The sequence below is a fragment of the Streptomyces sp. H27-D2 genome, from assembly GCF_035828615.1.
In the GTDB taxonomy this organism is placed as follows: Bacteria; Actinomycetota; Actinomycetes; order Streptomycetales; family Streptomycetaceae; genus Streptomyces.
Map to the genome: position 1 here is coordinate 14,887 of NZ_JAYMZR010000033.1, position 23,122 is coordinate 38,008.

At 71.9% G+C, this 23,122-nt stretch carries 22 protein-coding genes and 3 pseudogenes; 14 read left to right on the forward strand and 11 right to left on the reverse strand.

Annotated elements, in window-relative coordinates; all coding sequences use genetic code 11:
* The first annotated feature begins 14 nt into the window (after positions 1 to 14).
* Complete coding sequence (locus tag QMK28_RS15070; protein ID WP_326438049.1) at positions 15 to 350, forward strand: hypothetical protein; 336 nt, start codon at positions 15 to 17, stop codon at positions 348 to 350.
* Positions 351 to 368: 18 nt separating this feature from the next.
* Here QMK28_RS15070 and QMK28_RS15075 read toward each other — a convergent pair whose 3' ends face one another.
* A complete protein-coding gene (locus QMK28_RS15075; protein WP_326438051.1) occupies positions 369 to 518 on the reverse strand; it encodes a hypothetical protein in 150 nt (49 codons plus the stop codon).
* Between the two features lie 306 nt (positions 519 to 824).
* Here QMK28_RS15075 and QMK28_RS15080 point away from each other — a divergent pair, with 306 nt between their 5' ends.
* A complete protein-coding gene (locus QMK28_RS15080; protein WP_326438053.1) occupies positions 825 to 1,853 on the forward strand; it encodes a PHP domain-containing protein in 1,029 nt (342 codons plus the stop codon).
* Between the two features lie 116 nt (positions 1,854 to 1,969).
* Here QMK28_RS15080 and QMK28_RS15085 read toward each other — a convergent pair whose 3' ends face one another.
* The 3 genes and pseudogenes from QMK28_RS15085 to QMK28_RS15095 all read right to left on the reverse strand — a co-directional run.
* Entirely contained in the window at positions 1,970 to 2,764 is a 795-nt protein-coding gene (locus tag QMK28_RS15085; RefSeq protein WP_326438054.1) for an SDR family NAD(P)-dependent oxidoreductase, read from the reverse strand.
* Positions 2,765 to 2,874: 110 nt separating this feature from the next.
* A pseudogene (locus tag QMK28_RS15090) lies at positions 2,875 to 3,302 on the reverse strand (extracellular solute-binding protein); the annotation flags it as partial.
* Between the two features lie 88 nt (positions 3,303 to 3,390).
* Positions 3,391 to 3,701 (reverse strand): annotated as a pseudogene (locus QMK28_RS15095) (carbohydrate kinase family protein); the annotation flags it as partial.
* 12 nt (positions 3,702 to 3,713) lie between these two features.
* Here QMK28_RS15095 and QMK28_RS15100 point away from each other — a divergent pair.
* The 4 genes and pseudogenes from QMK28_RS15100 (at position 3,714) to QMK28_RS15115 (ending at position 8,213) form a co-directional block, all read left to right on the forward strand.
* The gene (locus QMK28_RS15100; RefSeq protein ID WP_326438055.1) at positions 3,714 to 4,733 is read left to right on the forward strand and encodes a zinc ribbon domain-containing protein; all 1,020 of its coding nucleotides are present in this window, start codon (positions 3,714 to 3,716) and stop codon (positions 4,731 to 4,733) included.
* Between the two features lie 56 nt (positions 4,734 to 4,789).
* A pseudogene (locus QMK28_RS15105) lies at positions 4,790 to 5,543 on the forward strand (DeoR/GlpR family DNA-binding transcription regulator).
* Complete coding sequence (locus tag QMK28_RS15110; protein WP_326438056.1) at positions 5,540 to 6,895, forward strand: 6-phospho-beta-glucosidase; 1,356 nt, start codon at positions 5,540 to 5,542, stop codon at positions 6,893 to 6,895. Before QMK28_RS15105 ends, QMK28_RS15110 begins: the two are co-directional and overlap by 4 nt.
* A gap of 424 nt (positions 6,896 to 7,319) precedes the next feature.
* Positions 7,320 to 8,213 carry a hypothetical protein gene (locus QMK28_RS15115; RefSeq protein WP_326438058.1) on the forward strand — a complete coding sequence of 298 codons (894 nt, stop codon included), beginning with the start codon at positions 7,320 to 7,322 and terminating at the stop codon, positions 8,211 to 8,213.
* Between the two features lie 246 nt (positions 8,214 to 8,459).
* Here QMK28_RS15115 and QMK28_RS15120 read toward each other — a convergent pair whose 3' ends face one another.
* Complete coding sequence (locus QMK28_RS15120) at positions 8,460 to 9,038, reverse strand: TIGR03086 family metal-binding protein (protein ID WP_326438060.1); 579 nt, start codon at positions 9,036 to 9,038, stop codon at positions 8,460 to 8,462.
* Positions 9,039 to 9,102: 64 nt separating this feature from the next.
* Between QMK28_RS15120 and QMK28_RS15125 the strand changes: the two genes are divergently transcribed.
* On the forward strand, positions 9,103 to 9,912 hold the full coding sequence (locus tag QMK28_RS15125) for a helix-turn-helix domain-containing protein (protein WP_326438062.1): 810 nt from the start codon (positions 9,103 to 9,105) through the stop codon (positions 9,910 to 9,912).
* 333 nt (positions 9,913 to 10,245) lie between these two features.
* Here the strand turns inward: QMK28_RS15125 and QMK28_RS15130 are convergent, their stop codons facing one another.
* A complete protein-coding gene (locus QMK28_RS15130) occupies positions 10,246 to 11,472 on the reverse strand; it encodes an acyl-CoA dehydrogenase family protein (protein ID WP_326438064.1) in 1,227 nt (408 codons plus the stop codon).
* Between the two features lie 161 nt (positions 11,473 to 11,633).
* Here QMK28_RS15130 and QMK28_RS15135 point away from each other — a divergent pair, with 161 nt between their 5' ends.
* Positions 11,634 to 12,278, forward strand: a complete 645-nt coding sequence (locus tag QMK28_RS15135; RefSeq protein WP_326438066.1) for a TetR family transcriptional regulator — start codon at positions 11,634 to 11,636, stop codon at positions 12,276 to 12,278.
* 201 nt (positions 12,279 to 12,479) lie between these two features.
* Here the strand turns inward: QMK28_RS15135 and def are convergent, their stop codons facing one another.
* Positions 12,480 to 13,034 (reverse strand): peptide deformylase, encoded by a 555-nt coding sequence (gene def, locus QMK28_RS15140; RefSeq protein WP_326438068.1) that lies wholly within the window; start codon positions 13,032 to 13,034, stop codon positions 12,480 to 12,482.
* A 194-nt stretch (positions 13,035 to 13,228) separates the two neighbouring features.
* Between def and QMK28_RS15145 the strand changes: the two genes are divergently transcribed.
* The 6 genes from QMK28_RS15145 to QMK28_RS15170 all read left to right on the forward strand — a co-directional run bounded on the left by QMK28_RS15145 (position 13,229) and on the right by QMK28_RS15170 (position 18,705).
* Positions 13,229 to 14,467, forward strand: a complete 1,239-nt coding sequence (locus QMK28_RS15145; RefSeq protein ID WP_326438070.1) for a Mur ligase family protein — start codon at positions 13,229 to 13,231, stop codon at positions 14,465 to 14,467.
* 19 nt (positions 14,468 to 14,486) lie between these two features.
* Positions 14,487 to 15,215 carry a type 1 glutamine amidotransferase gene (locus tag QMK28_RS15150; RefSeq protein WP_326438072.1) on the forward strand — a complete coding sequence of 243 codons (729 nt, stop codon included), beginning with the start codon at positions 14,487 to 14,489 and terminating at the stop codon, positions 15,213 to 15,215.
* Between the two features lie 134 nt (positions 15,216 to 15,349).
* The gene (locus tag QMK28_RS15155) at positions 15,350 to 16,375 is read left to right on the forward strand and encodes a 6-phosphofructokinase (RefSeq protein WP_326438074.1); all 1,026 of its coding nucleotides are present in this window, start codon (positions 15,350 to 15,352) and stop codon (positions 16,373 to 16,375) included.
* A 139-nt stretch (positions 16,376 to 16,514) separates the two neighbouring features.
* On the forward strand, positions 16,515 to 17,465 hold the full coding sequence (locus QMK28_RS15160) for a cytochrome c oxidase assembly protein (protein WP_326438076.1): 951 nt from the start codon (positions 16,515 to 16,517) through the stop codon (positions 17,463 to 17,465).
* An 87-nt stretch (positions 17,466 to 17,552) separates the two neighbouring features.
* Positions 17,553 to 17,711, forward strand: a complete 159-nt coding sequence (locus QMK28_RS15165) for a hypothetical protein (RefSeq protein WP_326438078.1) — start codon at positions 17,553 to 17,555, stop codon at positions 17,709 to 17,711.
* A 292-nt stretch (positions 17,712 to 18,003) separates the two neighbouring features.
* A complete protein-coding gene (locus tag QMK28_RS15170; protein WP_326438080.1) occupies positions 18,004 to 18,705 on the forward strand; it encodes a lysophospholipid acyltransferase family protein in 702 nt (233 codons plus the stop codon).
* Between the two features lie 176 nt (positions 18,706 to 18,881).
* Here the strand turns inward: QMK28_RS15170 and QMK28_RS15175 are convergent, their stop codons facing one another.
* The 4 genes from QMK28_RS15175 to QMK28_RS15190 form a co-directional block, all read right to left on the reverse strand.
* Positions 18,882 to 20,519, reverse strand: a complete 1,638-nt coding sequence (locus QMK28_RS15175; RefSeq protein ID WP_326438082.1) for an alpha/beta hydrolase — start codon at positions 20,517 to 20,519, stop codon at positions 18,882 to 18,884.
* Positions 20,520 to 20,634: 115 nt separating this feature from the next.
* Positions 20,635 to 21,435, reverse strand: coding sequence for an urease accessory protein UreD (locus QMK28_RS15180; RefSeq protein WP_326438134.1), 801 nt, complete (start codon positions 21,433 to 21,435; stop codon positions 20,635 to 20,637).
* Positions 21,436 to 21,551: 116 nt separating this feature from the next.
* Entirely contained in the window at positions 21,552 to 22,247 is a 696-nt protein-coding gene (ureG, locus tag QMK28_RS15185) for an urease accessory protein UreG (protein ID WP_326438084.1), read from the reverse strand.
* A gap of 105 nt (positions 22,248 to 22,352) precedes the next feature.
* The gene (locus QMK28_RS15190) at positions 22,353 to 23,117 is read right to left on the reverse strand and encodes an urease accessory protein UreF (RefSeq protein ID WP_326438086.1); all 765 of its coding nucleotides are present in this window, start codon (positions 23,115 to 23,117) and stop codon (positions 22,353 to 22,355) included.
* Between the last annotated feature and the right edge of the window lie 5 nt (positions 23,118 to 23,122).

Consider the following 23,122-nt stretch of genomic DNA (forward strand, 5'->3'; position numbering starts at 1 on the left):
AGCAGGAGGCCGTCATGAGCGAGACAGGCGAAATCGATCCCCTGTTGTCCGAGGAAGTGCGGGTGGAGTGGCTCGTCGCCGAGGTGGACCGGCCCTGGTGGGCCCACCAGGTGCAGGACCGGTTCCCGCGTACCGGCCCCATCGGTCCGCCCGAGACGGACCGGCAGTTGGTGGCGTACACCGAGGCCGCTCCCGGCCAGGGCGAGGTCACCCGCCGCTACTTCTACTTGCTCCCCGGGGACCACGACCCGCAGGAGGAGCACAACCGGTCCGGGTCGCACCCCATTGACGCGGTGCTGGTCAACTCGATCGCCCCCGGCCACCAGGCCATCGAGCCCCCGCTCAGGTGAGCCGGCGCGCCGGCGACGTCAGTGCTTGCCGCCGCGCAGCTTGCCGAACGCCTGCTTCGCCTGGGCGCGCTTGCGCGGGTCGGAGGCCGCCCGCTTGCCCTCGGCGATCAGACGGCGGCCCTTCGGGCTCCGCGCGAACATCTTGATCCGATCGATGATTCCCGACATGTTCCATTCCTTCGGTCGCTCCCGGCCCTGCGGCCGACATGGCTGCCGGGGCAGCCCCGGCACGGTCGTCGGGGCTGCGCCTACCCGCTGTTCAGACGAGAACGCACCGGCCGAAGGACAAGTTCCGGCCCTGTCGGTCCTACGGCTCCGGGGCCGGCGCCACTGCTCCCGGCCGGCCGACCCCAAGCCGAGCGACGGAATCCGCTGATCCCGGTCGCCACCGACCGCCGGGGCGGTGGCAGCCGCGCACCGGGTGGGGCACCGTGGGAGGAGGCCGCGAGGCGGTCGCGTGGGAAGGAGCGGCACGTGGAACCGGTGGAGGCACTGGACCGGATCGCCTTCCTGCTGGAGCGGCAGGGGGCTGCGACGTATCGCGTACAGGCGTTCCGCACGGCCTCGGCAGTGATCGCCGAGCTGTCCGAGGACGAGATCAAGGACCGGATCTCGGCCGGTTCGCTCGCCCGGCTCAAGGGGCTGGGGCCGAAGACCGGCCAGGTGGTCGAAGAGGCGCTCGACGGCCAGGTGCCCGGCTATCTGGCGCGGCTGGAGGACGAGGCGGGCCCGCTGGTCGAGGGGGATCTGGGACAGAGCCTGCGGCGAGCGCTGCGGGGCGACTGCCATCTCCACTCGGACTGGTCGGACGGCGGCAGCCCCATCGAGGCCATGGCCCGCGCCGCCCGCGAGCTCGGACACCAGTGGTGCGTGCTGACCGACCACTCCCCCAGGCTCACCATCGCCCACGGGCTCAGCTCCGAGCGGTTGCGGGAGCAGCTGCGGGTGGTGGCGGACGTGAACGAGCGGCTCGCGCCGTTCCGGCTGCTGACCGGAATCGAGTGCGACATCCTCGCCGACGGCGGGCTCGATCAGGATCCGGAGCTGCTGGGGCAGCTCGACGTGGTGGTGGCCTCGGTCCATTCCAAGCTGCGGATGGACTCCGAGGCGATGACGCGGCGGCTGGTGTCGGCGGTCAGCAGTCCGCTGGTCGATGTGCTCGGCCACTGCACGGGGCGGCAGCTCACCGGCACCCTGCGGCCGGAGTCGGAGTTCGACGCCGGGATGGTCTTCGCGGCCTGCGCGGCGTACGACACCGCGGTGGAGATCAACTGCCGGCCCGACCGGCTCGACCCGCCGCGGCGGCTGCTGCGGCAGGCCCTGGACGCGGGGACGCTGTTCTCGATCGACAGCGACGCCCACGCGCCCGGCCAGCTGGAGTGGCAGATCTACGGCTGCGTGCGGGCCGAGGAGTGCGGTGTGCCCGCGGACCGGATCATCACCACCTGGACGGCCCGTCAACTGCTGACGTGGACCGGCGCCGGCGGGACGCCCCGGCGCTGAGCGCGTCCGTCACGTTCGTCGCGTCCGCCCCGCCCGCCCTGTTCGTCGCGTCCGCCCCGCCCGCCCTGTTCGTCGCGTCCGCCCCGCCCGTCTTGTCCGTCACGTTCAAGGAACGTTCAGGGAATGAGGGTGGGAGCGACGCCGCCGTCGACGCGCAGCGCGCCGCCCGTGGTCGCCGAGGCCAGCGGCGAGCTGACGTAGAGCACCATGTTGGCCACTTCCTCGGGGGTGATGAGGCGGCCGAGCAGCGAGGTGGGACGCTCCTCGGCGATGAAGCGGCGTCCGGCCTCGTCGAGCGGCACGTCGGCGCCGATCCGGTCGGCGAGCAGTTCCTCGACGCCGGGCGTGAGGGTCGGGCCGGGAAGTACGGAGTTGACCGTGACGCCGGTGCCGGCGACGCTCTGCGCCATGCCGCGTGAGACGGCGAGCTGAGCGGTCTTGGTCATGCCGTAGTGGACCATCTCGGTGGGCGTCATCACGCCGGACTCGCTGCTGATGAAGACCACGCGGCCCCAGCCGCGCGTCACCATGCGGGGCGTGTAGTGGCGCGCCAGCCGCACTCCGCTGAGCACGTTCACCTCGAAGAAGCGGGTCCACTCCGAGTCCGGGATCTCGAAGACGGGCTGCGCCCCGAAGATGCCGGTGTTGTTGATCAGGATGTCGACGTCCGGGACGGCGGCGATGAGCGTGTCCGCGCCTTCGGCGGTCGACACGTCGGCGGCGACCGGGCGGATGTCCGGGTTGCCGGTCTCGGTGACCATGAGCGCGGCGATCTCGGCGGTGCGCTTCTCGTCGCGCCCGTTGAGCACGACGTGGGCGCCGGAGCGGGCGAACGCGGTGGCGATGGCGTGGCCGATGCCGGAGGTCGAGCCGGTGATCAGAGCGGTCCGGCCGGTCAGGTCGAGGTGCACGGAATTCTCCTTCGGAGCGCTGCGGGGGTGGGGCGAGCCGAGTGGCGTGACGGCTGCACCTGGCGACTTTAGTTGCACACGCCTTATATTGCAACCGCCCGCAATTGCGGGTCGTCCAGCGGGGTGAGCAGTCCGGCCTTCACGAAGACCGCCATGTCGGGGTAGCCCTGGTGGGCCTGGATCACGTCGGGGGGCTTGTTGCCGGAGATGTCGAGCTTGAGCGTGGTCTTGAAGTCGGCGAAGCTGCGGGCGACCCGCTTGATCCGGACGTTCGGGTACTTCCGCCCGAACTCCTTGTTGAGCCGCTGGAGTTCGGCGTTCTGGCCGCCGCGGACCTCCTGGTCCCAGACCGTCAGGGTGACCTTTCCGGCCTTGGCCGGGCCGGCACCGCGGTGGCGGACCCGGCGGGCCCGGAGCCCACGGCCCCCGATCCGTCGGTGCCCGGCAGGCAGGCCGCGGCGAGCAGCGCGGCGCCGAGGGCCAGGGCGATCGAGGCGGCGGGCCGCCGTCGGCGGGCGCTGGGGCGGGCGGATCTCATGGTGGGGGATCTCCTCTCGGCAGCCGGACGGCGGCGCGGCCTGCGGGGTGAACGACGGAAGTAAGCTGCGGGCGTGAGCTGCGGGCCGTTACGACGCGCGGAATCCGATGGTCGGAGTGGCCCGGAGCAGCGCCGAGTCGCGGCTGCCGGCGGGGAGCAGGTCGGTCAGGAAGGCGTAGCGGCGCATCACGTCCCGCTCTGCCCGCCGCACCGGGTGGCGTACTGCCACCACGCGGCGACCTCGGTCCAGCCGGGCGCGGACGGCGAGCCGCCGAAGTGCTGTACGGACAGGGCGGCGGTGAGGTTGGCGAAGGCGAGCCGGTCGGCGAGCGGCCAGCCGGCCAGCGTTCCGGTGGTGAATCCGGCCACGAAGACGTCGCCCGCGCCGGTCGGGTCCACGACGACGGTCGGATGACCGCGCTCGGCTCCGGGGGCATGTTCCGTGCCGCCGGAGTCCTCGCCAAGCAGCACCGCCTGCGGCGACTGCCCGAACGCCTGCATGCCAAGGCCGACCGCTACCAGCGCCTGACCGCCGGCCGTACCCGCCGCGAACTGCCCGCCGGCGAAGCGCTGAACGACAGACACGCGGCGTTGCGGGATGAGATCCGGCACGTGTCCGCCCGCCGCTCGAACCTCAACGACGCCCTCGCCTGGGCTGCCGCCCGGTGGGCGGTGGATCAGGCCGTCGCCGCCGGAGCGAGTGTCATCTACCTCGAAGACCTGCGCTCCATGGAGGCCAAGAGCATGGGACGGAAGATGAATACCCGCCTGTCCCAGGTCGTGCGCGGGCAGATCGCCGACCGTATGCGCCACCTCGCAGCCGAAGTGGGTATCGCCGTGGCCGCCGTCCCGGTGAGGGGAACCTCCAAGCACTGCCCGAACTGCCTCACCCCACTACGGCATCGCAAAGCCCCCGACCGGCCCACCGTCCCTGGCTGGAAATGGGCCCTGTGCCCGTCCTGCGGCTACCAGGGCGACCGCGACCAGGGGACGTGGAAACGCATCGCCGCACGCGGTCTGACCCACCAGGCAAAGACCGTCGTGGACCGCGCAAGCGCCACCATGGTCATCCGCGCCCTCGTGGACACACTCGAAACCGGTGCGGTCATCACACCCACCGCACCCACGGCCAGCCGGAACGACCGGTCCAAGACACCACGCCCCGCGCCCAGGCGACGCGGGGCGCCTTCCCCCACCAGGCCGCAAGGCCCGGCGGGCAAGCGTCCGGAGGGACACGCCCCAACGGGCCGGACCCGGCTGCCCCGCGCAGCCCACCGGCACCAGAGCGTGACGACAATCAGCACACCCACCACCGGCCACCGGCCACGCGGAGCAGCACTGGGCGCAGGATTCCACCGCCACGCCCACGCCTCCCCACCACGGTGGGAAACGATCCCAGACACCATGTCCGACACAGGATCACTAAGCTGATTAGAGACGCTCTCCCAGTAAGCGCAGAGTCGCTCAGCTGGGCTAGATTGCCGAGCATGTTGCGCGAGAACCGCCATGAGCACCTGTTGCGGATCCTCCGCGAGGAGGGTGTGCTGCCGATCGGGCAGATCGCCAAACGGCTGGAGGTCAGCGAGGCCACCGCCCGGCGCGACCTCACCGATCTCAGCCGAGGTGGGCCGGCTGACCCGGGTCTACGGCGGCGCCGTCGCCCGCGAACCGGCCGACCGCCCCTTCGCCGAGGAGGAGGTCGACGATCTCGCCGACAAGAACGCCGTCGCCCGGCAGGCCGCCCGCCCGGTCGAGGACGGCGACGTGGTGCTGCTCGACATCGGCACCACCACGCTCCAGCTCGCCCGGCTGCTGCACGACCGGAGGATCACCGTGGCGACCAGCAACCTGGCCGTCTACGAGGAGCTGCGCGACGACCCGCAGGTGAGCCTGATCCTGCTGGGCGGCGAGGTGCGGCGCAACTACTGCTCGCTGGTCGGCCATCTGACCCAGGTCACTCTGAGCCACCTCTACGCCGACCGGCTGTTCCTCGGCACCAGCGGGGTGCTGCCGGACGGCAGGGTGCTCGACACCACCGACGTCGAGGTACCGGTCAAGCAGACGATGCTGGCCTCGGCCCGCCAGGTGGTGCTGCTCGCCACCGCCAAGAAGTTTTCCGGCGTGGGGAACGCCCGTGTCTGCGGGCCCCGAGACATCAACGTTCTGATCACCAATCAGGCGTCCGACCCGGCCACTCTCGGCGTGTTCCGCGAGGCCGATGTGGAGGTTGTTCAAGCATGAGGCTCACCGTGCTGGGTGGCGGCGGATTCCGCGTACCCCTGGTCTACCGCGCACTGCTCGACGACAGCGGCGACCCCTCGGGGCGCTGCACCGAACTCGTCCTCCACGACACCGACGCCGGCCGCCTCGACGCGATCCGCGCGGTGCTCGCCCGGCAGGCCGAAGAGCACGCCGAGCGGCGCGGCGGTCCGGCCCCGGTGGTGCGGACCACCACCGACCTCGACGACGCCCTGCGCGGCGCGGACTTCGTCTTCTCCGCGATCCGGGTCGGCGGCCTGGAAGGCCGCACCCGCGACGAGCGCATCCCGCTGAACGAAGGGGTCCTCGGCCAGGAGACGGTCGGCGCCGGCGGCGTGCTCTACGGGCTGCGCACGCTGCCCGTCGCCGTACGGATCGCCGAGCGTGTCGCCGCCGTCGCGCCGGACGCCTGGATCATCAACTTCACCAACCCGGCCGGCATGGTCACCGAGGCGATGACCCGGGTGTTCCGCGAACGGGGCCTCGGCGACCGGGTGATCGGCATCTGCGACTCGCCCGTCGGCCTGTGCCGCCGAGCCGCCCGCGCCCTGGGCGCCGACCCGGACCGCGCCGACTACGACTACGTCGGCCTCAACCACCTGGGCTGGCTGCGCCGCGTCGTCGTGGGCGGCCGCGACCGGCTGCCCGAACTGCTCGCCGACAGCGCGCGGCTGGAGTCCTTCGAGGAGGGCAGGCTCTTCGGCGCCGACTGGCTGCGACCGCTGGGCGCCATCCCCAACGAGTACTTGCACTACTACTACTTCAACCGCGAGGCGGTGGCGTCACTCAGCCGCGCGAGCGCCACCCGCGGCGAGTTCCTCCGCGACCAACAGGCGCGTTTCTACGAGGAGTTGCGTACTGGCGAGCCCAAGGAGGCGTACGAGAGCTGGGACCGTACCCGCCTGGAGCGCGAGGAGACGTACATGGCGGAGAGCCGCGAATCCTCCGGCGGCTGGCAGCGCGACAGCTGCGACCTCGACGGCGGCGGCTACGACCGGGTCGCGCTGGCACTGATGCGCGCGATCTCCCGCAACGAGCGCACCACCCTCATCCTCAACGTCGCCAACCGCAACGCCGTCCCCGGCCTCGACGCCGAGGCCGTCGTCGAGGTGCCGTGCCTGGTCGACGCGGGCGGCGCGCGCCCGCTGGCGACCGGAGCCGTCGCCCCCGACCAGCTCGGCCTGATGCTCTCGCTCAAGGCCGTCGAGCGGTCCGCGATCGAGGCGGCGGCGAGCGGCTCACGCGACGCGGCCCTGCGCGCGCTGGCGCTGCACCCGCTAGTGGACTCGGTACGGGTCGCCGGACGCATCCTGGACGCGGCGGGCGGATTCTGAGCGGCGGGCACGCTGTGACCGGCGGTCGGCGGGCTTTCCGGTTCCTGGCTGCGAAGACCGGCGACGAGGCCGCGCGCCACAGGCTTTCCGGCGAGCCGATCACCCACCTGGCCGATCACCCACCTGTACGTCGCCGACGGCTATCCGGTCACCAACGACCTTTGCCCCGACCCGACGGCGACGAGCAAGCCCGAGATCGGGCCGGCCAGCCACCCGTTCGTCCTGACGAGGCCGTCCAGGAAGGGCGATTGCTGAACCGGCCAAGCCGCCGGTCGGGCGCCGCCGACCACAAGTCACCTGCGCTATAAGGGATTTGGGCCCTGGGATGGGCCCGTGGACCCATGCCCCGCACGATCAACCGCCCTAGCCTCACCCTCGCACCTTCGTCAGACCCTCACGCGGACTTACGAACCGAGGTCGTGGCATGTCTGTTTCCGGCGGCTCCCCGGCGTACGGCGGGGCGTGGGCCCCGTACGAGCGCGCGCGTCGGCCGCTGCCGCGTCCGCTGGCGGTGGTCCTGGTCCTGGCCCATGTCCTGTTCGCCTTCACGGTGCTGGGCGGGCTCGGCGTGCTGGGAGCCGTGGAGTCGGTGGACGGCGAGGTCCTGGGCCGGGTCGCCTACGCGGCGCTGCCGGGCGTGGCGGGCTTTGTGCTGGCCAGGCGTACCTGGACCGGCGACATCTGGACATGGCGCGGGCTGCTGGCCGTTCAGGGCTGGCTGATCGTCAGCGCGCTGAACTCCTTGGCGGACGACAGCGGCCGGGGGTTCACCCAGCTGTTCCTTCCCGTCATGATCGTGGTCTTCCTCTGCCGACGGGAGGTCAGGCAGAGGAACCGGTCGTGCTGTTCACTGCGGCGACCGGCTCCGCCGAGGGGTTCGCCGGCTGATCTGCGGACGGATCCGCCGGCTGACCCGCAGCGTGCGTCCGTCGTACCGCCTGATGTCCCACCCGAGTTGCTGGGTCACGACCACGAGCGGCGCCGGAGCCGCCCCCGGGGTACCTCGCGCCCCGGCGCTGTCCGTGCCCGTTACACCGGGGCGGGCAGCGTCGCGGAGGGTGGGGGCGCCGGCAGCTCGATTCCCAGCAGCCCCGAGACGAGCTTCAACGCGACCGCCGGCGCGTACGCCTCCTTCGGGGTGAGGGGCTTCGGCTCGGCCCGGGCCGTGAGCACGGCGACGGCACGGTCGGGCTGGGAAGCGGCGGTAGCGGCACGGTCGGGCTGGGAAGCGGTGGCGGCGGTCGCCGAGGGGATCAGCGCGCTGGCGGCCAGCGCGAGAGCGGCGACGGCGACCGTCCACCGTGAGCGCCGGCTGTGAGCCGAAGGGAGCGGAGTGTCCATCGGAGCGTCCTTCTGTCATGTCCGGCCCCCGGTGAGGAGGCGTGCCGGGATCGGCTCCTCCAGGTTCCTGCCGCGCGTCCGCGCGAGCCAGATAACAGCACCCATCGGGGGGCCGGCACGCCTGACCGGCACAAACCCGCACACCTACCGCCGCGCACCCACCGCCGCGCGTCCAGGGCCGCCGGTAGCCGGCGTACGGGCTCCGCCGCACCCGCCGCCGCTCTCAGGCCACGCGGTCAGGCGCCCACTGCGGGTCCCGCCCCACCGCGGCCAGCAGCGCCGCGAAGTCGGACGCGCCGACGGCGAGCGGAAAGGGCTCGCCGAAGACCTTCATCTCACGGGCCGTCGGCCCCATCCGTTCCACCAGCGCCTCCAGCGAGCGCAGGCTCGCCAGGTCCGGCGCGAAGTCCTGGCCGGTCGCCCGCGCCAGGTCCCAGGGGTGCACGGTCAGGTCGAGCAGCGCCATGCTCCCGACCGTCTCCGCCGGGAGGTTCATGCCCCCCGAAACGCCCTCGTCGGCGCCGGGGGCGGCCCATGCCGCGACGAGCCGCGTGGTCTCCTCCTCGAAGCGGGCACGCCAGTCACCGCTGAGGTAGTCGGGGGTCGTGGTGAAGTCCGCACTCTGCTTGGCAGCCAGCGACTGGAAGCCGATGACCACGTGGAACAGGTGATTGAGCAGGTCGCGCACGGCATACTCCGCGCACGGCGTGGGCTCCCCGAGCCGGTCGTCACGTACGCCGCGGACCACGGGTACCGCTCCCCTGGCCGCCGCGTCCAGCAGTTCACTGATCTTGGTTGTCATGGCATCGACGTTACGGAGGGCCGACGCCCGGCGGCTTGAAGAAACGCGACATAGGATCGCCGCCATGGCAGGTCCACGGCGTGACTCCCGCGGCATCGTCGACGCGTCCGAGCTGTTCTCGCACGTCCGCTTCCGCCGCCGTGAGCCCGCCGAACCGCTGCGGCGATATCTGGAGCACTACTGGCTCATCGACTGGGAGCTGCCCGAACCGTACGCCACGCACGTCGTGCCGCACCCCTCGGTCAATCTCGTCTTCCAGCGCTACGACGGCACCCCCGGCTTCGGCGAGGTCGCGGGCATCGGGCTCGGCCTGTTCACCAAGAAGCTGGAGGGAACCGGGCGGGTGTGCGGCGTCCAGTTCCGCCCCGGAGGCTTCCGGCCGTTCGTCCCCGACCGCCCGGTATCGGACTGGACGGGCCGGCGGGTGCCCCTCGCCGAGGCACTCCGCACCCCGGACGGGGGCTCCTCGGACGTCTCCCGCGTCCTGGACCCGGAAAAAGAGGACGCCAGGGTCGCCGCCCTCGACGCCTTCCTCCTCGCCCTCGCCCCGGACGCGGACCCGCAGGCCGACCTCGCCATGGCCCTCGTACAGCGCATCCGTACGGACCGCACAGTGCGCCGTGTCTCCGACTTCGCCCGCGCCGAGGGCCTCTCGGTGCGCACCCTGCAACGCCTCTTCGCCTCGTACGTCGGCGTCAGCCCCAAGTGGGTCATCCTCCGCTACCGCATCCACGAGGCCCTGGAGCGCGCCGCCATCGAGGCGGACATCGACTGGGCCGCCCTGGCCGCCGAGTTGGGCTACAGCGATCAGGCCCACCTCGTCCGCGACTTCACCGCGACGGTGGGCGTGCCGCCGACGGCGTACGGGCAGTGAGACACGGGTCCCCCGGGCCTGCTCGACGAAGGGACAGGCGGGCGGCGAGCACGTTCGCCGAACACCCCCGCCCCACCCGCCCCGACCCATCCGTCAGGACAGCTTGTTCACCGCTGTGCGGGTGGCGCCCTTGAAAGGCGGGACCGGCGCGTCCGCGAACTTACTCCCCGCTTTGCCCGCGAGGCAGGCCGTGGAAGCGGGCGGCACGGCGGCCTCCTCGGCGGCTGGGACTGACAGCCGCAAGACGAGAGACGCCCCACCGCCGTACGGCGGTGGGGCGTCTGCGGGGGCTCTGCCCGTCCGAGTGAGCTGTCCGCTCGCCGGACTGTCCGTTCAGCGAATCGGCATGCCCGACAGCGTCCGGGCGATGACCAGTCGCTGGATCTCGCTGGTGCCCTCGAAGATCGTGTAGATCGCCGCATCGCGGTGCATGCGCTCCACCGGGTACTCGCGGGTGTAGCCGTTGCCGCCCAGGATCTGCATGGCCTGGGCCGTCACCGTCTTCGCGGTCTCTCCCGCGAACAGCTTCGACATGGAGCCCTCGGCCGAGGTGAAGGGCTTGCCCGCGACGCCCATCCAGGACGCGCGCCAGACCAGCAGCCGGGCCGCGTCGATCTGGGTGCGCATGTCGGCGAGTTGGAACGCGACGCCCTGATTGTCGATGATCGGGCGGCCGAACTGCTCGCGGGTCTTCGCGTAGTCGAGCGCGACCTCGAACGCGGCGCGGGCGATGCCGACGGCCTGGGCGCCGACCGCCGGGCGGGACGCCTCGAAGGTGGCCATGGCCACGTTCTTAACTCGCTCGCCGCCAGTCCTGGCGCGCTCGCGGGAGCGGGCGAGGCGCTCGTCGAGCTTCTCCTTGCCGCCGAGCAGGCAGTGGCCCGGCACCCGTACGTTCTCCAGGACAACCTCGGCGGTGTGCGAGGCGCGGATGCCGTGCTTCTTGAACTTCTGGCCCTGGGACAGGCCCGGGGTCTTCGGCGGGATGATGAAGGAGGCGTGTCCGCGGGCCCCGATCTCGGGGTCGACGACGGCCACCACGACGTGGACGTTGGCGATGCCGCCGTTGGTCGCCCAGGTCTTGGTCCCGTTGATGACCCACTCGTCCTTGGTCTCGTCGTAGACCGCGCGGGTGCGCATCGCGGAGACGTCCGAGCCGGCGTCGGGCTCCGAGGAGCAGAACGCCGCGACCTTGACGTCGTTGGCGTCGCCGTACATCTGGGGGACCCAGGTGCCGACCTGCTCCTCCGTGCCGTTGGCGAGGACGCCGACGGCGGCCAGGCCGGTGCCCACGATGGACAGGCCGATACCCGCGTCGCCCCAGAAGATCTCCTCCATGGTCATCGGGATGCCGAGGCCGGTGGGGTCGAAGAACTGCTGGGCGTAGAAGTCGAGGGAGTAGAGGCCGATCTTGGCGGCTTCCTGGATGACCGGCCAAGGGGTCTCCTCGCGCTCATCCCACTCGGCCGCCGCCGGACGCATCACATCGGCGGCAAACCCGTGAATCCAGTCGCGGACGCCCTTCTGGTCTTCGTTGAGCTCGAACGTGAAGTCTCCCACGGTCCCCTCCACCTGCTTGTTACTTGCGGTAACTTCAGTGTGTTACCGGCCAGTAGCATCTGTCAACTCCCCCCGTCGACGCCTCGGCCGTCCGATGCCCCCTCGCCGCGGGTGTTAACTTGCGCGAGCGTCAAGGAATTCGTAGGGCGGGGAGGCTCAGCATGGAGACCGGTCAGCGGGAGGATCAACAGTCCCCGGCCCAGCGGCGGCGCAAGGAGTTGCTGGAGGCGGCCGACCGGGTCGTCCTGCGCGACGGCCCCGGCGCCTCGATGAACGCCATCGCGGCCGAGGCGGGCATCACCAAGCCCATCCTCTACCGCCACTTCGGCGACAAGGACGGGCTCTACCGGGCCCTCGCCGTCCGGCACACCGACGCCCTGCTCGCCTCGCTGCGCGCCGCGCTCGACGCCCCGGCGCTGCGCCGCGAGCGCGTCGAGGCCACCCTCGACACCTATCTCGCAGCGATCGAGGCGCGACCGCAGGTCTACCGCTTCCTGATGCACCCCTCCGAGGGCTCGACCGGCGCGGACCAGGGCTTCGACGCGGGCCGGCACTCCGCGCCGCTGCTGCGCCGACTCGGCGAGGAGCTCGCACAGGTGATCGCCGAGCGGGTCGATCTCGGGCCCGGCAGCGCGGAGTTGTCACGCGCCTGGGGCCACGGAATAGTCGGCATGATGCACGCGGCCGGGGACTGGTGGCTGCGCGAACGCCCCTGCCCGCGGAGCCAGTTGGTGCACCACCTCGCCGATCTGCTGTGGGGCAGGCTGGCGGCGGCGGGCGACCGGCCCGGCGGCCCCGCGTTCTGAGCGGGCCGCTCCCGCGAGGGGGTCTGACGGTCCGGCACACTTGCCCGGACTCGCGGTCGGCGCCGGCCGCCCCGTCACCGCCGGTGGGTGCGAGCCTGCCGGCGAGTGCGGTGAGCGCGATGGTTGACCGGTTCCGCCCGGTGGACGCTGTCCTCAACCTCCCCCAGCCTTCGGCCGGGAGAAAACCCGCCGGTCGCGGCGCTAGCCGCGCGGACGCCCCGTCGCCCACGGCGCGCGCCCGGCCGCCCGCATCGCCCGGCGGCGGCGCAGTCCGCCCAACCGGTCGGTGAAGAGCCCGCCGTGCAGGTGGTCGCACTCGTGCTGGAGGCAGCGGGCGAAGAAGCCGGTGCCCTCGACCCGGACCGGCGCGCCGTCGGCGTCCACGCCTTCGACGACGGCATGGTCGAAGCGCGGGGTGGCGGCCTCGATCCCCGGCAGTGACAGGCAGCCCTCCGGCCCCCGCACACTGACACCGTCGGCCTCGACGAGCTTCGGGTTGACGATGTGTCCGAGATGTCGGCGGTCGTCGTCGTCCGGACAGTCGTAGACGAACACCCGCAGCGGCAGGCCGATCTGGTTCGCGGCGAGGCCCACGCCCTGGGCCGCGTACATCGTCGCGTACATGTCCTCGATCAACTTCACAAGGGACGCGTCGAACTCGGTGACCTCCCGGCAGGAGGCGTGCAGCACCCGGTCGCCGAGCAGCCGCATCGGCCGTACGAGCCCGGAGCTGCCGGGAATCACGCGATTTCGCATGGCCGCAAGGGTACGGGCTGTGCGCGCCCCGCAAGCCCCGCCGGGTGGTGCGGTGCGGGCGCGCCGCAGGATCTCGATAGGCTGATGCCCGACCGAAGCCTCCCGGCTGGCGATTCGGCGCGGAGGAGCGTTCCACCGGCGGCCCGAAGGGCACAGGGCAGGCGGGGCGCCGGATGCAAGGAGGATCAAGGACGATGGCAGGCAACACGGAGCCGCTGTCGCCGCGGGCCAAGCTGGCCGTGACGGCAGGGAAGGCCGCGGCCGCGGTGTCGCGTGCGGCGGGCCGCGGCAGCGGATCGGTCATCGGCGGCAAGGTCGCGCTCAGGCTCGACCCGGATCTGCTGGCCAGACTCGCGGGGCATCTGGACGTGATCCTGGTGTCCGCGACCAACGGCAAGACCACCACGACCCGGCTGATCGCCGAGGCACTGCGGGCGAGCGGCCCGGTGGTCTCGAACGCGCTGGGCGCGAACATGCCCGCGGGCATCACCTCGGCGCTGGCCGGCGGTTCCGACGCCCGCTACGGCGTGATCGAGGTGGACGAGAAGTACCTCGCCGGGGTCGCCCGGGATGTGACGCCCAAGGCCATAGCGCTGCTGAACCTCTCCCGCGACCAGCTCGACCGGGCCGCCGAGACGCGGATGCTCGCGGAGAAGTGGCGCGAGGGTCTGGCCGGCACCCAGGCCGTGGTGATCGCGAACGCGGACGACCCGCTGATCGCCTGGGCCGCCTCCTCCAGCCCGAACGTGGTGTGGGTCGCGGCGGGCCAGGAGTGGAAGGAAGACGCCTGGTCCTGCCCGTCCTGCGGCGGAGTGCTGCAGCGTCCGGGCGAGGACTGGCTGTGCGGGGACTGCGGCTTCCGCCGTCCCACCCCCAGCTGGGCGCTCTCCGGTGACTACGTCATCGACCCGCACGGCTCGGCGTGGCCGATCCATCTGCAGCTGCCGGGGCGTGCGAACAAGGCCAACGCCACCACGTCGGCCGCGGTCGCGGCGACCTTCGGGGTACCGCCGCAGGTCGCGCTGGAGCGGATGTACGCGGTGGCCGCGGTGGCCGGACGCTACGACGTCGTCACGTACCTGGACCGGGAGCTGCGGCTGCTGCTGGCGAAGAACCCGGCCGGCTGGCTGGAGACGTTCTCGCTGATCGACGGTCCGCCGACGCCGGTGATCCTCGCCGTGAACGCCCGCGGGGCCGACGGCACCGACACCTCGTGGCTCTGGGACGTCGACTACACCCGGCTCGCCGGGCACCCGATCTTCGTGATCGGGGACCGCAAGCTGGACCTGGCGGTGCGGCTGGAGGTAGCCGGGCTCGACTTCCGGGTCTGCGCGGACGCCGACGAGGCGGTGCGGATGGCTCCGCCCGGCCGGATCGAGGCCATCGCCAACTACACCTCGTTCCAAGACCTGCGCCGCCGCGTCGGCAACTGATCCCGGAAGGACTGTGAGCATGAGCCAGAACAGCATGCGCCTCGTGTGGCTCTACCCCGACCTGCTGAGCACCTACGGCGACCAGGGCAACACCCTGGTCGTGGAGCGCCGGGCCCGGCAGCGCGGGCTGGACGTCGCACGCGTCGACGTCCGCTCCGACCAGCAGATCCCGACCTCCGGGGACATCTACCTGATCGGCGGCGGCGAGGACCGGCCGCAGCGGCTGGCCGCCGAGCGGCTGCGCCGCGACGGCGGGCTGAGCCGCGCGGTCGCCAACGGCGCGATCGTCTTCTCGGTCTGCGCCGGCTACCAGATCCTCGGGCACGAGTTCGTCAACGACCTCGGCGAGCGGCAGGAGGGCCTCGGCCTGCTCGACGTGATCAGCACCCGCGGTGAGGGCGCGCGCTGCGTCGGCGACGTGCTGGGCGACCTCGACGACCGGCTGGGGCTGCCGCCGCTGACCGGCTTCGAGAACCACCAGGGCGTCACCCACCTGGGCCCGACCGCCCGTCCGCTCGCGCGGGTCCGGTTCGGCAACGGCAACGGCACCGGTGACGGCACCGAGGGCGCGTGGAACGACACCGTCTTCGGCACGTACATGCACGGTCCGGTGCTCGCGCGCAATCCGCTGATCGCGGATCTGCTCATCAAGCTGTCCCTCGATGTGAACGCGCTGCCGCCGGTCGACGACCGCTGGTACGAGGCGCTGCGCAACGAGCGGATCGCCGCGGCGACCCAGCCCGCCTGACGCCCGCCGCGCACCGTGTGTCCGCGCCTCGGACGCACGGTGCCTGGCCGGTCCCGCACGCTTGTAGGGTGGCGGGAATCCAACCGGACGACGGGGTCCGGCCGTCCGGTTGAGTTGCAGAGGTATCACGAGCAATGCGAATTGGTGTGCTCACATCCGGTGGCGACTGCCCCGGTCTGAACGCCGTCATCCGGTCGATCGTGCACCGCGCCGTCGTCGATCACGGTGACGAGGTCATCGGCTTCCACGACGGCTGGCGGGGCCTGCTGGAGTGCGATTACCGCAAGCTGGACCTGGACGCGGTAGGCGGCATCCTCGCCCGTGGCGGAACGATTCTGGGCTCCTCCCGGGTACAGCCCGCGCACCTGCGCGACGGCGTGGAGCGGGCCCGCGGCCATGTGGCCGACCTGGGCCTCGACGCCATCATCCCGATCGGCGGCGAGGGCACCCTCAAGGCGGCGCGACTGCTGTCGGACGCCGGGCTGCCCATCGTCGGCGTACCCAAGACCATCGACAACGACATCGCGTCCACCGATGTGACCTTCGGCTTCGACACCGCCGTCGGTGTGGCGACCGAAGCGCTCGACCGACTCAAGACCACCGCCGAGTCGCACCAGCGGGTGATGATCGTCGAGGTCATGGGGCGGCACACCGGGTGGATCGCGCTGCACTCCGGAATGGCCGCGGGAGCGCACGCGATCGTGGTGCCTGAGCGTCCCTTCGACATCGGCGAGCTGGCCGAGCTGGTCGGTCGGCGCTTCGACGCGAAGAAGAAGTTCGCGATCGTCGTGGTGGCCGAGGGCGCGAAGCCGCGCCAGGGCTCCATGGAGTTCGACGTCGGCAGCAAGGACGTGTACGGCCACGAGCGCTTCGCGGGCGTCGCCCAGCAGCTCTCCATCGAGCTGGAGGAACGGCTCGGCAAGGAGGCCAGGCCGGTCATCCTGGGGCATGTGCAGCGCGGCGGCACGCCCACCGCGTACGACAGGGTGCTGGCCACCCGTTTCGGCTGGCACGCGGTCGAGGCGGCGCACGCCGGCAGGTTCGGCATGATGACGGCGCTGCGCGGCACCGACATCACGCTGGTGTCGCTGGCCGAGGCCGTCGAACACCTCAAGACGGTGCCGGCCGAGCGGTACGCCGAGGCGGAGTGCGTGCTCTGAGCGCACCGGGGGCGCGACCGCCCTTGGAGCCGCCCCCGGCCGGACCACCGGCCGGGGGCGGCTCTACTCTGGTGCGGGCGCATCCGGTGCGAATCCCCGCATTTTCGGTGTGCCAGGCGAGCGCGACAGGAGACACCGGATGGATCACGGCGGGCACGGCATGACGATGGATCTGCCGCCGTTCACGCTGGAGCGGGGGCTGGAGTTCACCGGCGAACCGTTCTTCCTCATCGGCTGCCTGCTGGCACTGGCCCTCTACGGCTGGGGCGTGGTGCGGCTGCGGCGGCGCGGGGACAGCTGGCCGGTGACCCGTACGATCGCGTTCGCGGCCGGTGTGCTGTCCGTGGGCGCGGTGATGTGCACCGCGCTCAACGAGTACGGCATGGTCATGTTCAGCGTGCACATGGTGCAGCACATGATCATCAGCATGTTCTCGCCGATCCTGCTGCTGCTGGGCGCGCCGGTCACCCTGACACTGAGGGCCCTGCCGACGGCCAAACGGGGTTCCAAGGGGCCGCGCGAGCTGCTGGTGGCGCTGCTGCACAGCCGGTTCATGAAGCTCGTCTCGCACCCGGCGTTCACCCTTCCGCTGTTCATCGCGAGCCTCTACGGGCTCTACTTCACGCCCATCTTCGACTTCCTGATGGGCAGCACGGCCGGCCACCTCACGATGATGGTGCACTTCCTGGCGGTGGGCCTGGTCTTCTTCTGGCCGATCATGGGCGTGGACCCCGGTCCGCACCGGCCCGGCTATGTGATGCGGATGCTGGAACTGTTCATCGGAATGCCCTTCCACGCGTTCTTCGGGATCGCGCTGATGATGGCCTCCGAGCCGATGGTCACCACCTACCAGCACCCGGCCGCCTCACTCGGCATCGACGCGCTGACCGACCAGAACGCGGCCGGCGGCATCGCCTGGGCCTTCAGCGAGATTCCGTCGGTCATCGTGCTCGTGGCGCTGGTCTTCCAGTGGTACACCTCCGAACAGCGCGAATCGCGCCGGCTGGACCGGGCCGCGGACCGCGACGGGGACAAGGATCTTCACGCGTACAACGCCTACCTCGCGTCTTTGCAGGCACGCGGCCAGTAGCGGTACCACCCCTGTCGGGGTGACTATGGCCTTCTTGTCCGTGGCGCCGGCGCAGTGCCGCCGGTGCCGCCTGGAGGAGGATGCGGGATGCCCGGTTCTGCGAAGGCGATGTCGGTGTGCACGGTGAGCGGTCTGGTCGTGGCCACCGCCTATACGGCCGCCCTGGGCGGCAACGGCTGGCTGTGGTTCGCGTGGGTCGTGCTCGGCCTGGTGACGGTGGGGGTGCTGGTCTCCGGCGGGACGTGAGCGGTCCGCTCCCCTGCGCCGACCGGCGCGGGCGAGCTTGTCGGATCGCCCCCCCGGCACCGGAGAGGGTGGCCGGCGGGCGGGTCCGGCCCGTCCGGCGCTTGAGGGCGCCCGTCCGGAGGGCGGTCCTGGCGACGACAGGGCAGTGAGACGCGGTCGCGCCGGCGGAGATCACCCCCGCCGGGCCGCGCTCGACGCCACCCGCCCGGGACGCCGTGGGCAGGCCCTCTGCCCCGAGAGTGATTCTCGGGCTACTGTGCGTCCGCAGCGGAACTAGGCGGAGGCGGGCGTCGTGTTCTATCAAGTACTCAAATACATCATTTTGGGACCTTTGTTGAGACTATTGTTCCGGCCGCGGATCGAGGGTCTGGAGCACGTCCCGGCGGAGGGCGCGGCGATCGTCGCGGGGAACCATCTGTCGTTCTCCGACCACTTCCTGATGCCCGCCATCCTGCCGCGCAGGATCACCTTCCTCGCGAAATCGGAGTACTTCACCGGCCGAGGGCTCAAGGGCAGGCTGACAGCGGCGTTCTTCCGGGGCGCGGGACAGATCCCGGTGGACCGCTCGGGCGGCAAGGCGTCCCAGGGGGCGCTGCGGTCCGGGTTGTCCGTGCTGCGCAAGGGCAGGCTGCTGGGCATCTATCCGGAGGGCACCCGCTCGCACGACGGGCGGCTCTACAAGGGCCGTACCGGCGTGGCCGCGATGGCGATCACGGCACAGGTGCCGGTGGTGCCGTGCGCGATGGTGGGGACCTTCGAGATCCAGCCGACCGGGCGGAAGCTGCCGCGCATCCAGCGGGTGACCATCCGGTTCGGCGAGCCGCTCGACTTCACGCGGTACGCGGGCATGGGCGAGGAGCGGACCGCGGTGCGCGCGGTCACCGACGAGATCATGTACACGATCCTCAAGCTCTCGGGCCAGGAGTACGTGGACCGTTACGCGACCGAGGTGAAGGCGGAGCACTCCAAGCGTCCGCACCGGGGTGCGCACTGACCACTGATCAGCCTGCCGCGAACGGGCGTGCTCCCGGTCGCGCCGAGGTGTTCCCGGCGGCCTTACGGGCTTCCTGACGGGCTTCCTGAAGAGACCCGTACGCCGCACGCGGTGAGGGGCGGCCGGTTTCCCGGCCGCCCCTCACTTTCAGCGGTTCTGCCGTGCGGTCCCTGGGATCAGGGCGCTGCGGGCAGGTCGAGAGCCGCCTTGGCGGTGGCCTTCGAGGCTGCCGGGGCAGGCTGCGGGGTGGCGTGCGGCGCGCACGTCACGTCCTTGGCGTCGACCTTGCCCTTGAGCAGGTAGTCGTCCACCCGGCTGTTGACGCACGCGTTGAGCAGACCGGTGACGCCGTGCGAACCGGCGTTCTTCTCGGTGATCAGACGCGAGCCCTTGAGGCGCTTGTGCAGCTCGACGGCGCCGCTGTACGGCGTCGCGGCGTCACGGGTGCTCTGCACGATGAGCGTCTTCGGCAGGCCCTTGTGGGACTTGACGTTGATCGCGTTCTGCTGCGGCACACCCCAGGTGGCGCACGGCAGGTTCATCCAGGCGTTGGACCAGGTGAGGAAGGGGTAGTCCTTGTGCAGCCGGGTGTTGTCCCGGTCCCACTTCTTCCAGCTGGTCGGCCACTTGGCGTCGGTGCACTCCACCGCGGTGTAGACGGCGTTGCCGTTCTCCGCGGAGATGTTGCCCGCGACGTCCGACATATCCGGTCCCGCGGCCTCGACGAGTGACTTCTCGTCACCGGCGAGGTACTTGCTCCAGACGGCGGCGACGGGCGCCCACGAGGAGTCGTAGTACGGCGCGCTCTGGAAGAAGCCCAGCAGCTCGGCGGGGCCTACGACACCGCCGATCGGGTTCTTCTTCGCGGTCGCGCGCAGCTTCTCCCACTGCTTCTGGACCTCCGCCGGGGTATCCCCGATGTGGTAGGCCGCGTCGTTCTTGGCGACCCACTTCTTCCAGTCGTTCCAGCGCATCTCGAAGGCCACGTCCTGGCCGAGGTTGGCCTCGTACCAGATGCTGTCCTGCGACGGGTCGACCACGCTGTCCACGATCATGCGGCGGACGTGAGTCGGGAAGAGCGTCGCGTACACGCCACCGAGGTAGGTGCCGTAGGAGACGCCGAGGTAGTTCAGCTTGCGGTCGCCGAGCCCGGCACGGATGACGTCCATGTCGCGAGCGGTGTTCGGCGTCGTCATGTGGCGCAGCAGCGAGCCGCTGCGCTCCTTGCAGCCGTCCGCGTACTCCTTGGCGAGCTTGCGCTGAACGCGCTTGTCCGCCTCGCTGTCGGGCACCGGGTCCAGCTTCGGCGCCTTGACGAACTCCTGCGGGTCCATGCAGGAGATCGGCGCGGAGTGGCCGACGCCGCGCGGGTCGAAGCCGACGAAGTCGTACGCCTTCGACGTCTTGGTCCACAGCGGGTTCTTGTTGGTGACCCGGGTCGGGAAGCGCATGCCCGAGCCGCCGGGGCCGCCCGGGTTGTAGACGAGCGAGCCCTGACGCTCCTTGGCGGTACCGGTGTTGCCGATACGGTCGACCGCGATCTTGATGGTGCGGCCGTTCGGCTTGCTGTAGTCGACGGGCACCTTGACATAGCCGCACTGGATGGGCGATGCGAAGCCCCAGTCAGCGGGACAGGTCTTCCAGTCGATGCCCGCCTTGGCGGCCTTGGCCGCGGCGAGCTGCGCGCCGCGTGCTTCGGCGGCGCCGGCGGACGCGCGTCCGCCGGCGGTGGCCACTGGAGCGGCTATCGCTCCGGCGATCAGCGCGCCGGTGACCAGGGTCCCGGCCGCACCGAATATTGCTGTACGTCTCACGTAGGTACTCCCCCTGCATGGTGTGCGCTGCTTGTGGCGGCGGAGATCACAGAGTTGCAGGAGGATACTTTCGCCTGAAGGACCGTTGGGAATAGGTCGTACTGGTGTTTCTTTACTAATCCGTAAGGATTGCGGTTTCCGCGGCCGCCTCGTTGAGCAGGTTGCGCAGCCGCAGCGCGTCCGGGGCGAGCGCCGTCACGAGCAGCGCGGGACCGGCCAGCGGGGACACGATCGCGGTGCCGCCGAGCAGCCGCCGCTGCGGCGGGCTGTCCGCGAAGGCCGGGTCGACGACCAGCAGTTGGCCGACGGCCCGGTGCCCGCCGAGGACCGCGCCGCCGTCCCAGCCGGGCGCTCCGGGCCCGTAGCAGAGCTCCTGATCGAGGAGCAGGCGGCCGCCGCGCCGTACGGTCAGCCGTGTCGTGAGGCGGCCGGTGGACTCGCCCCAGCGGCCGAGGACCTGTTCCTCGCGGAACACCAGGCGGGCGGTGGCCGCGAGGTCGATCCGGGTGGTCATCCGCAGATCGCTGCCCCGGGCGGAGATCAGCGGCTCGGGCAGCCAGCACGCCTCGGCCCCCTCACCGACCGTCAGCCGCACGTCGTACGAGGCGGGCTGCGCCGTGCGGCCGGGGAGGGCCACGGTCGCGGCGGCCGAGCCGACACGCAGCCGGGCGCCCGCCTCCACCGCGGCATCGATGGCGAGCCGGTCGCCGCCCAGCGGGGCGCACATCGCGCCCACGATGGTGACATGGGCCGCCGAGCCCGTCCCCCGGGTGCGGCGCAGCGCGAGCGGGCCGTCCCCGGCGAGCAGCGGCAGCGCGGTGCCGCCCCGCCCGTCGGGCGCGGCGGTGATCCGCGCGGTGGCACGGACTCCGGTGCCGGAGGTGGGCGGGGCCGTGGTCCGGACAGCGGTCGACATGCCGGTCGGCGCGGGCCGTTCGGGGGTGGGCGCGGCGACGGGTGCGCCGGTGGTGGTGTCAGCGCCCCGCCCACCGCCCCGCGCGCCGGTCGCTTCGGCCGGGGGTGCGCTCGCGGTCACGGCCGGGCCGCGGTCCAGGCGGCGAGCCGCTCGCGGACCCAGTCGGCGACCGGCTCGATGCCGCCCTCGGTCGCGAGCGAGGTGAAGGCGACGGGCAGGTCGCCGCGTTGGGCCCTGGCGTCGCGGTCCATGACGCCGAGGTCGGCGCCGACCAGCGGGGCCAGGTCGGTCTTGTTGATGACCAGGAGGTCCGAGGTGATCACACCGGGACCGCCCTTGCGCGGGATCTTGTCGCCGCCCGCGACGTCGATGATGAACACCTGGGCGTCGACGAGCCCCTTGGAGAAGGTGGCGGTGAGGTTGTCGCCGCCGGATTCCACCAGTACGAGGTCGAGCGGCCCGACCGCGTCCTCCAAGTCCTCGACGGCTTCGAGGTTGGCCGAGATGTCGTCGCGGATCGCGGTGTGCGGGCACGCGCCGGTCTCCACGGCGGTGATGCGCTCCGGCGGCAGGACCGCGTTGCGCAGCAGGAACTCGGCGTCCTCGCGGGTGTAGATGTCGTTGGTGACGACGGCGATGGACAACTGCCCGCGCAGCGCGCGGCACAGCGCGGCGACGGTGGCCGTCTTGCCGGAGCCGACCGGCCCGCCGAGCCCGATGCGCAGCGCGCGCCGGGTGCCGTCGGGGCGGATGGGCTGCGGGGAGCTGTAGGTGTGGCGCTGCGGGAAGGTGTCGCTGTGATCGAGGTGCATGGTGTGCGCTCCGGGGTTCTCGGTTCGTACGGGTTCGTGCAGATTCGTGCAGGTTCATGCGGGAGCCGGTCGTACGGGGCGGGGCGTCCCCTCCCGTCGGGCGCGCTACGAGGCGAAGAGGCGTACGGACCAGGCCGCGTGCTGTTCCGCCGCGATGTCGAGCAGCGGGGCCGACGCGGCGGGGAGCGCGTCGACGCCTTCGGTGCGGGCCTGTTCGGCCGCGTCCGCCGCTCGTTCGGCGACCTGGTCGAGTTCGGCGGTGAGGACGGCGAGGACGGTGGTGGCGTCGAACGGGTCGAGGCTGAGCAGTCGTACGGCAGCGGTGGCGGGGCCGCTGATGGACTCGTATCCGGCCGCGTAGGCCGCGTCGAGCGGGCCGAGGCCCGCCGAGCGTGCGGCGAGGCCGAGCACGATCGGCTGGTGGGCGCCGCGCGGCCGGGCGGCGGCGAGCGCGTCGAGTTCGGCGGACGGCCAGGCGGCGCGGGCGGCCCGCATCATCTGGCGGCCGAGCCGGCGCGTGGTCAGCCGCAGCGCCGGGGACGGCGTGCGGGCCTCGGCGGCCTCGTCGAGGTCGAGCGGGTCGAGCCCGGCGGCGGCCGCGGCGGCGAGGCCCGCGGCGACCAGGCCGGCGCTGTGCAGCCGGCCCCGGCAGACGTCCTCGAGACTCGCGGCGTCGTGGATCCGCCCGGCGGCGACGGCCGGTTCGGCGCCGCCGGAGTGGGCGTGGCCGCCGGCCGGGAAGCGGCCGTCGGTCAGTACGAGGAGCGCCGCGCGGTTCGCCGGCGGGGCCGGTGAGCCGGCCGAACGCCCTGGCGCGGGCGTCGGCGGGCTCGCCGGCGGGTGTTCGGCGGGGGCGACCGGAACGGTCATGGGGA

Coding starts and splice junctions, on each gene's coding strand:
- QMK28_RS15070 (WP_326438049.1), top strand. CDS start 15: ATGAGCGAGACAGGCGAAATCGATCCCCTGTTGTCCGAGGAAGTGCGG.
- QMK28_RS15075 (WP_326438051.1), bottom strand. CDS start 518: ATGTCGGGAATCATCGATCGGATCAAGATGTTCGCGCGGAGCCCGAAG.
- QMK28_RS15100 (WP_326438055.1), top strand. CDS start 3,714: ATGACCGCGCTCGGCTCCGGGGGCATGTTCCGTGCCGCCGGAGTCCTC.
- QMK28_RS15110 (WP_326438056.1), top strand. CDS start 5,540: ATGAGGCTCACCGTGCTGGGTGGCGGCGGATTCCGCGTACCCCTGGTC.
- QMK28_RS15115 (WP_326438058.1), top strand. CDS start 7,320: ATGTCTGTTTCCGGCGGCTCCCCGGCGTACGGCGGGGCGTGGGCCCCG.
- QMK28_RS15120 (WP_326438060.1), bottom strand. CDS start 9,038: ATGACAACCAAGATCAGTGAACTGCTGGACGCGGCGGCCAGGGGAGCG.
- QMK28_RS15125 (WP_326438062.1), top strand. CDS start 9,103: ATGGCAGGTCCACGGCGTGACTCCCGCGGCATCGTCGACGCGTCCGAG.
- QMK28_RS15135 (WP_326438066.1), top strand. CDS start 11,634: ATGGAGACCGGTCAGCGGGAGGATCAACAGTCCCCGGCCCAGCGGCGG.
- def (WP_326438068.1), bottom strand. CDS start 13,034: ATGCGAAATCGCGTGATTCCCGGCAGCTCCGGGCTCGTACGGCCGATG.
- QMK28_RS15145 (WP_326438070.1), top strand. CDS start 13,229: ATGGCAGGCAACACGGAGCCGCTGTCGCCGCGGGCCAAGCTGGCCGTG.
- QMK28_RS15150 (WP_326438072.1), top strand. CDS start 14,487: ATGAGCCAGAACAGCATGCGCCTCGTGTGGCTCTACCCCGACCTGCTG.
- QMK28_RS15155 (WP_326438074.1), top strand. CDS start 15,350: ATGCGAATTGGTGTGCTCACATCCGGTGGCGACTGCCCCGGTCTGAAC.
- QMK28_RS15160 (WP_326438076.1), top strand. CDS start 16,515: ATGGATCACGGCGGGCACGGCATGACGATGGATCTGCCGCCGTTCACG.
- QMK28_RS15165 (WP_326438078.1), top strand. CDS start 17,553: ATGCCCGGTTCTGCGAAGGCGATGTCGGTGTGCACGGTGAGCGGTCTG.
- QMK28_RS15180 (WP_326438134.1), bottom strand. CDS start 21,435: ATGTCGACCGCTGTCCGGACCACGGCCCCGCCCACCTCCGGCACCGGA.
- ureG (WP_326438084.1), bottom strand. CDS start 22,247: ATGCACCTCGATCACAGCGACACCTTCCCGCAGCGCCACACCTACAGC.
- QMK28_RS15190 (WP_326438086.1), bottom strand. CDS start 23,117: ATGACCGTTCCGGTCGCCCCCGCCGAACACCCGCCGGCGAGCCCGCCG.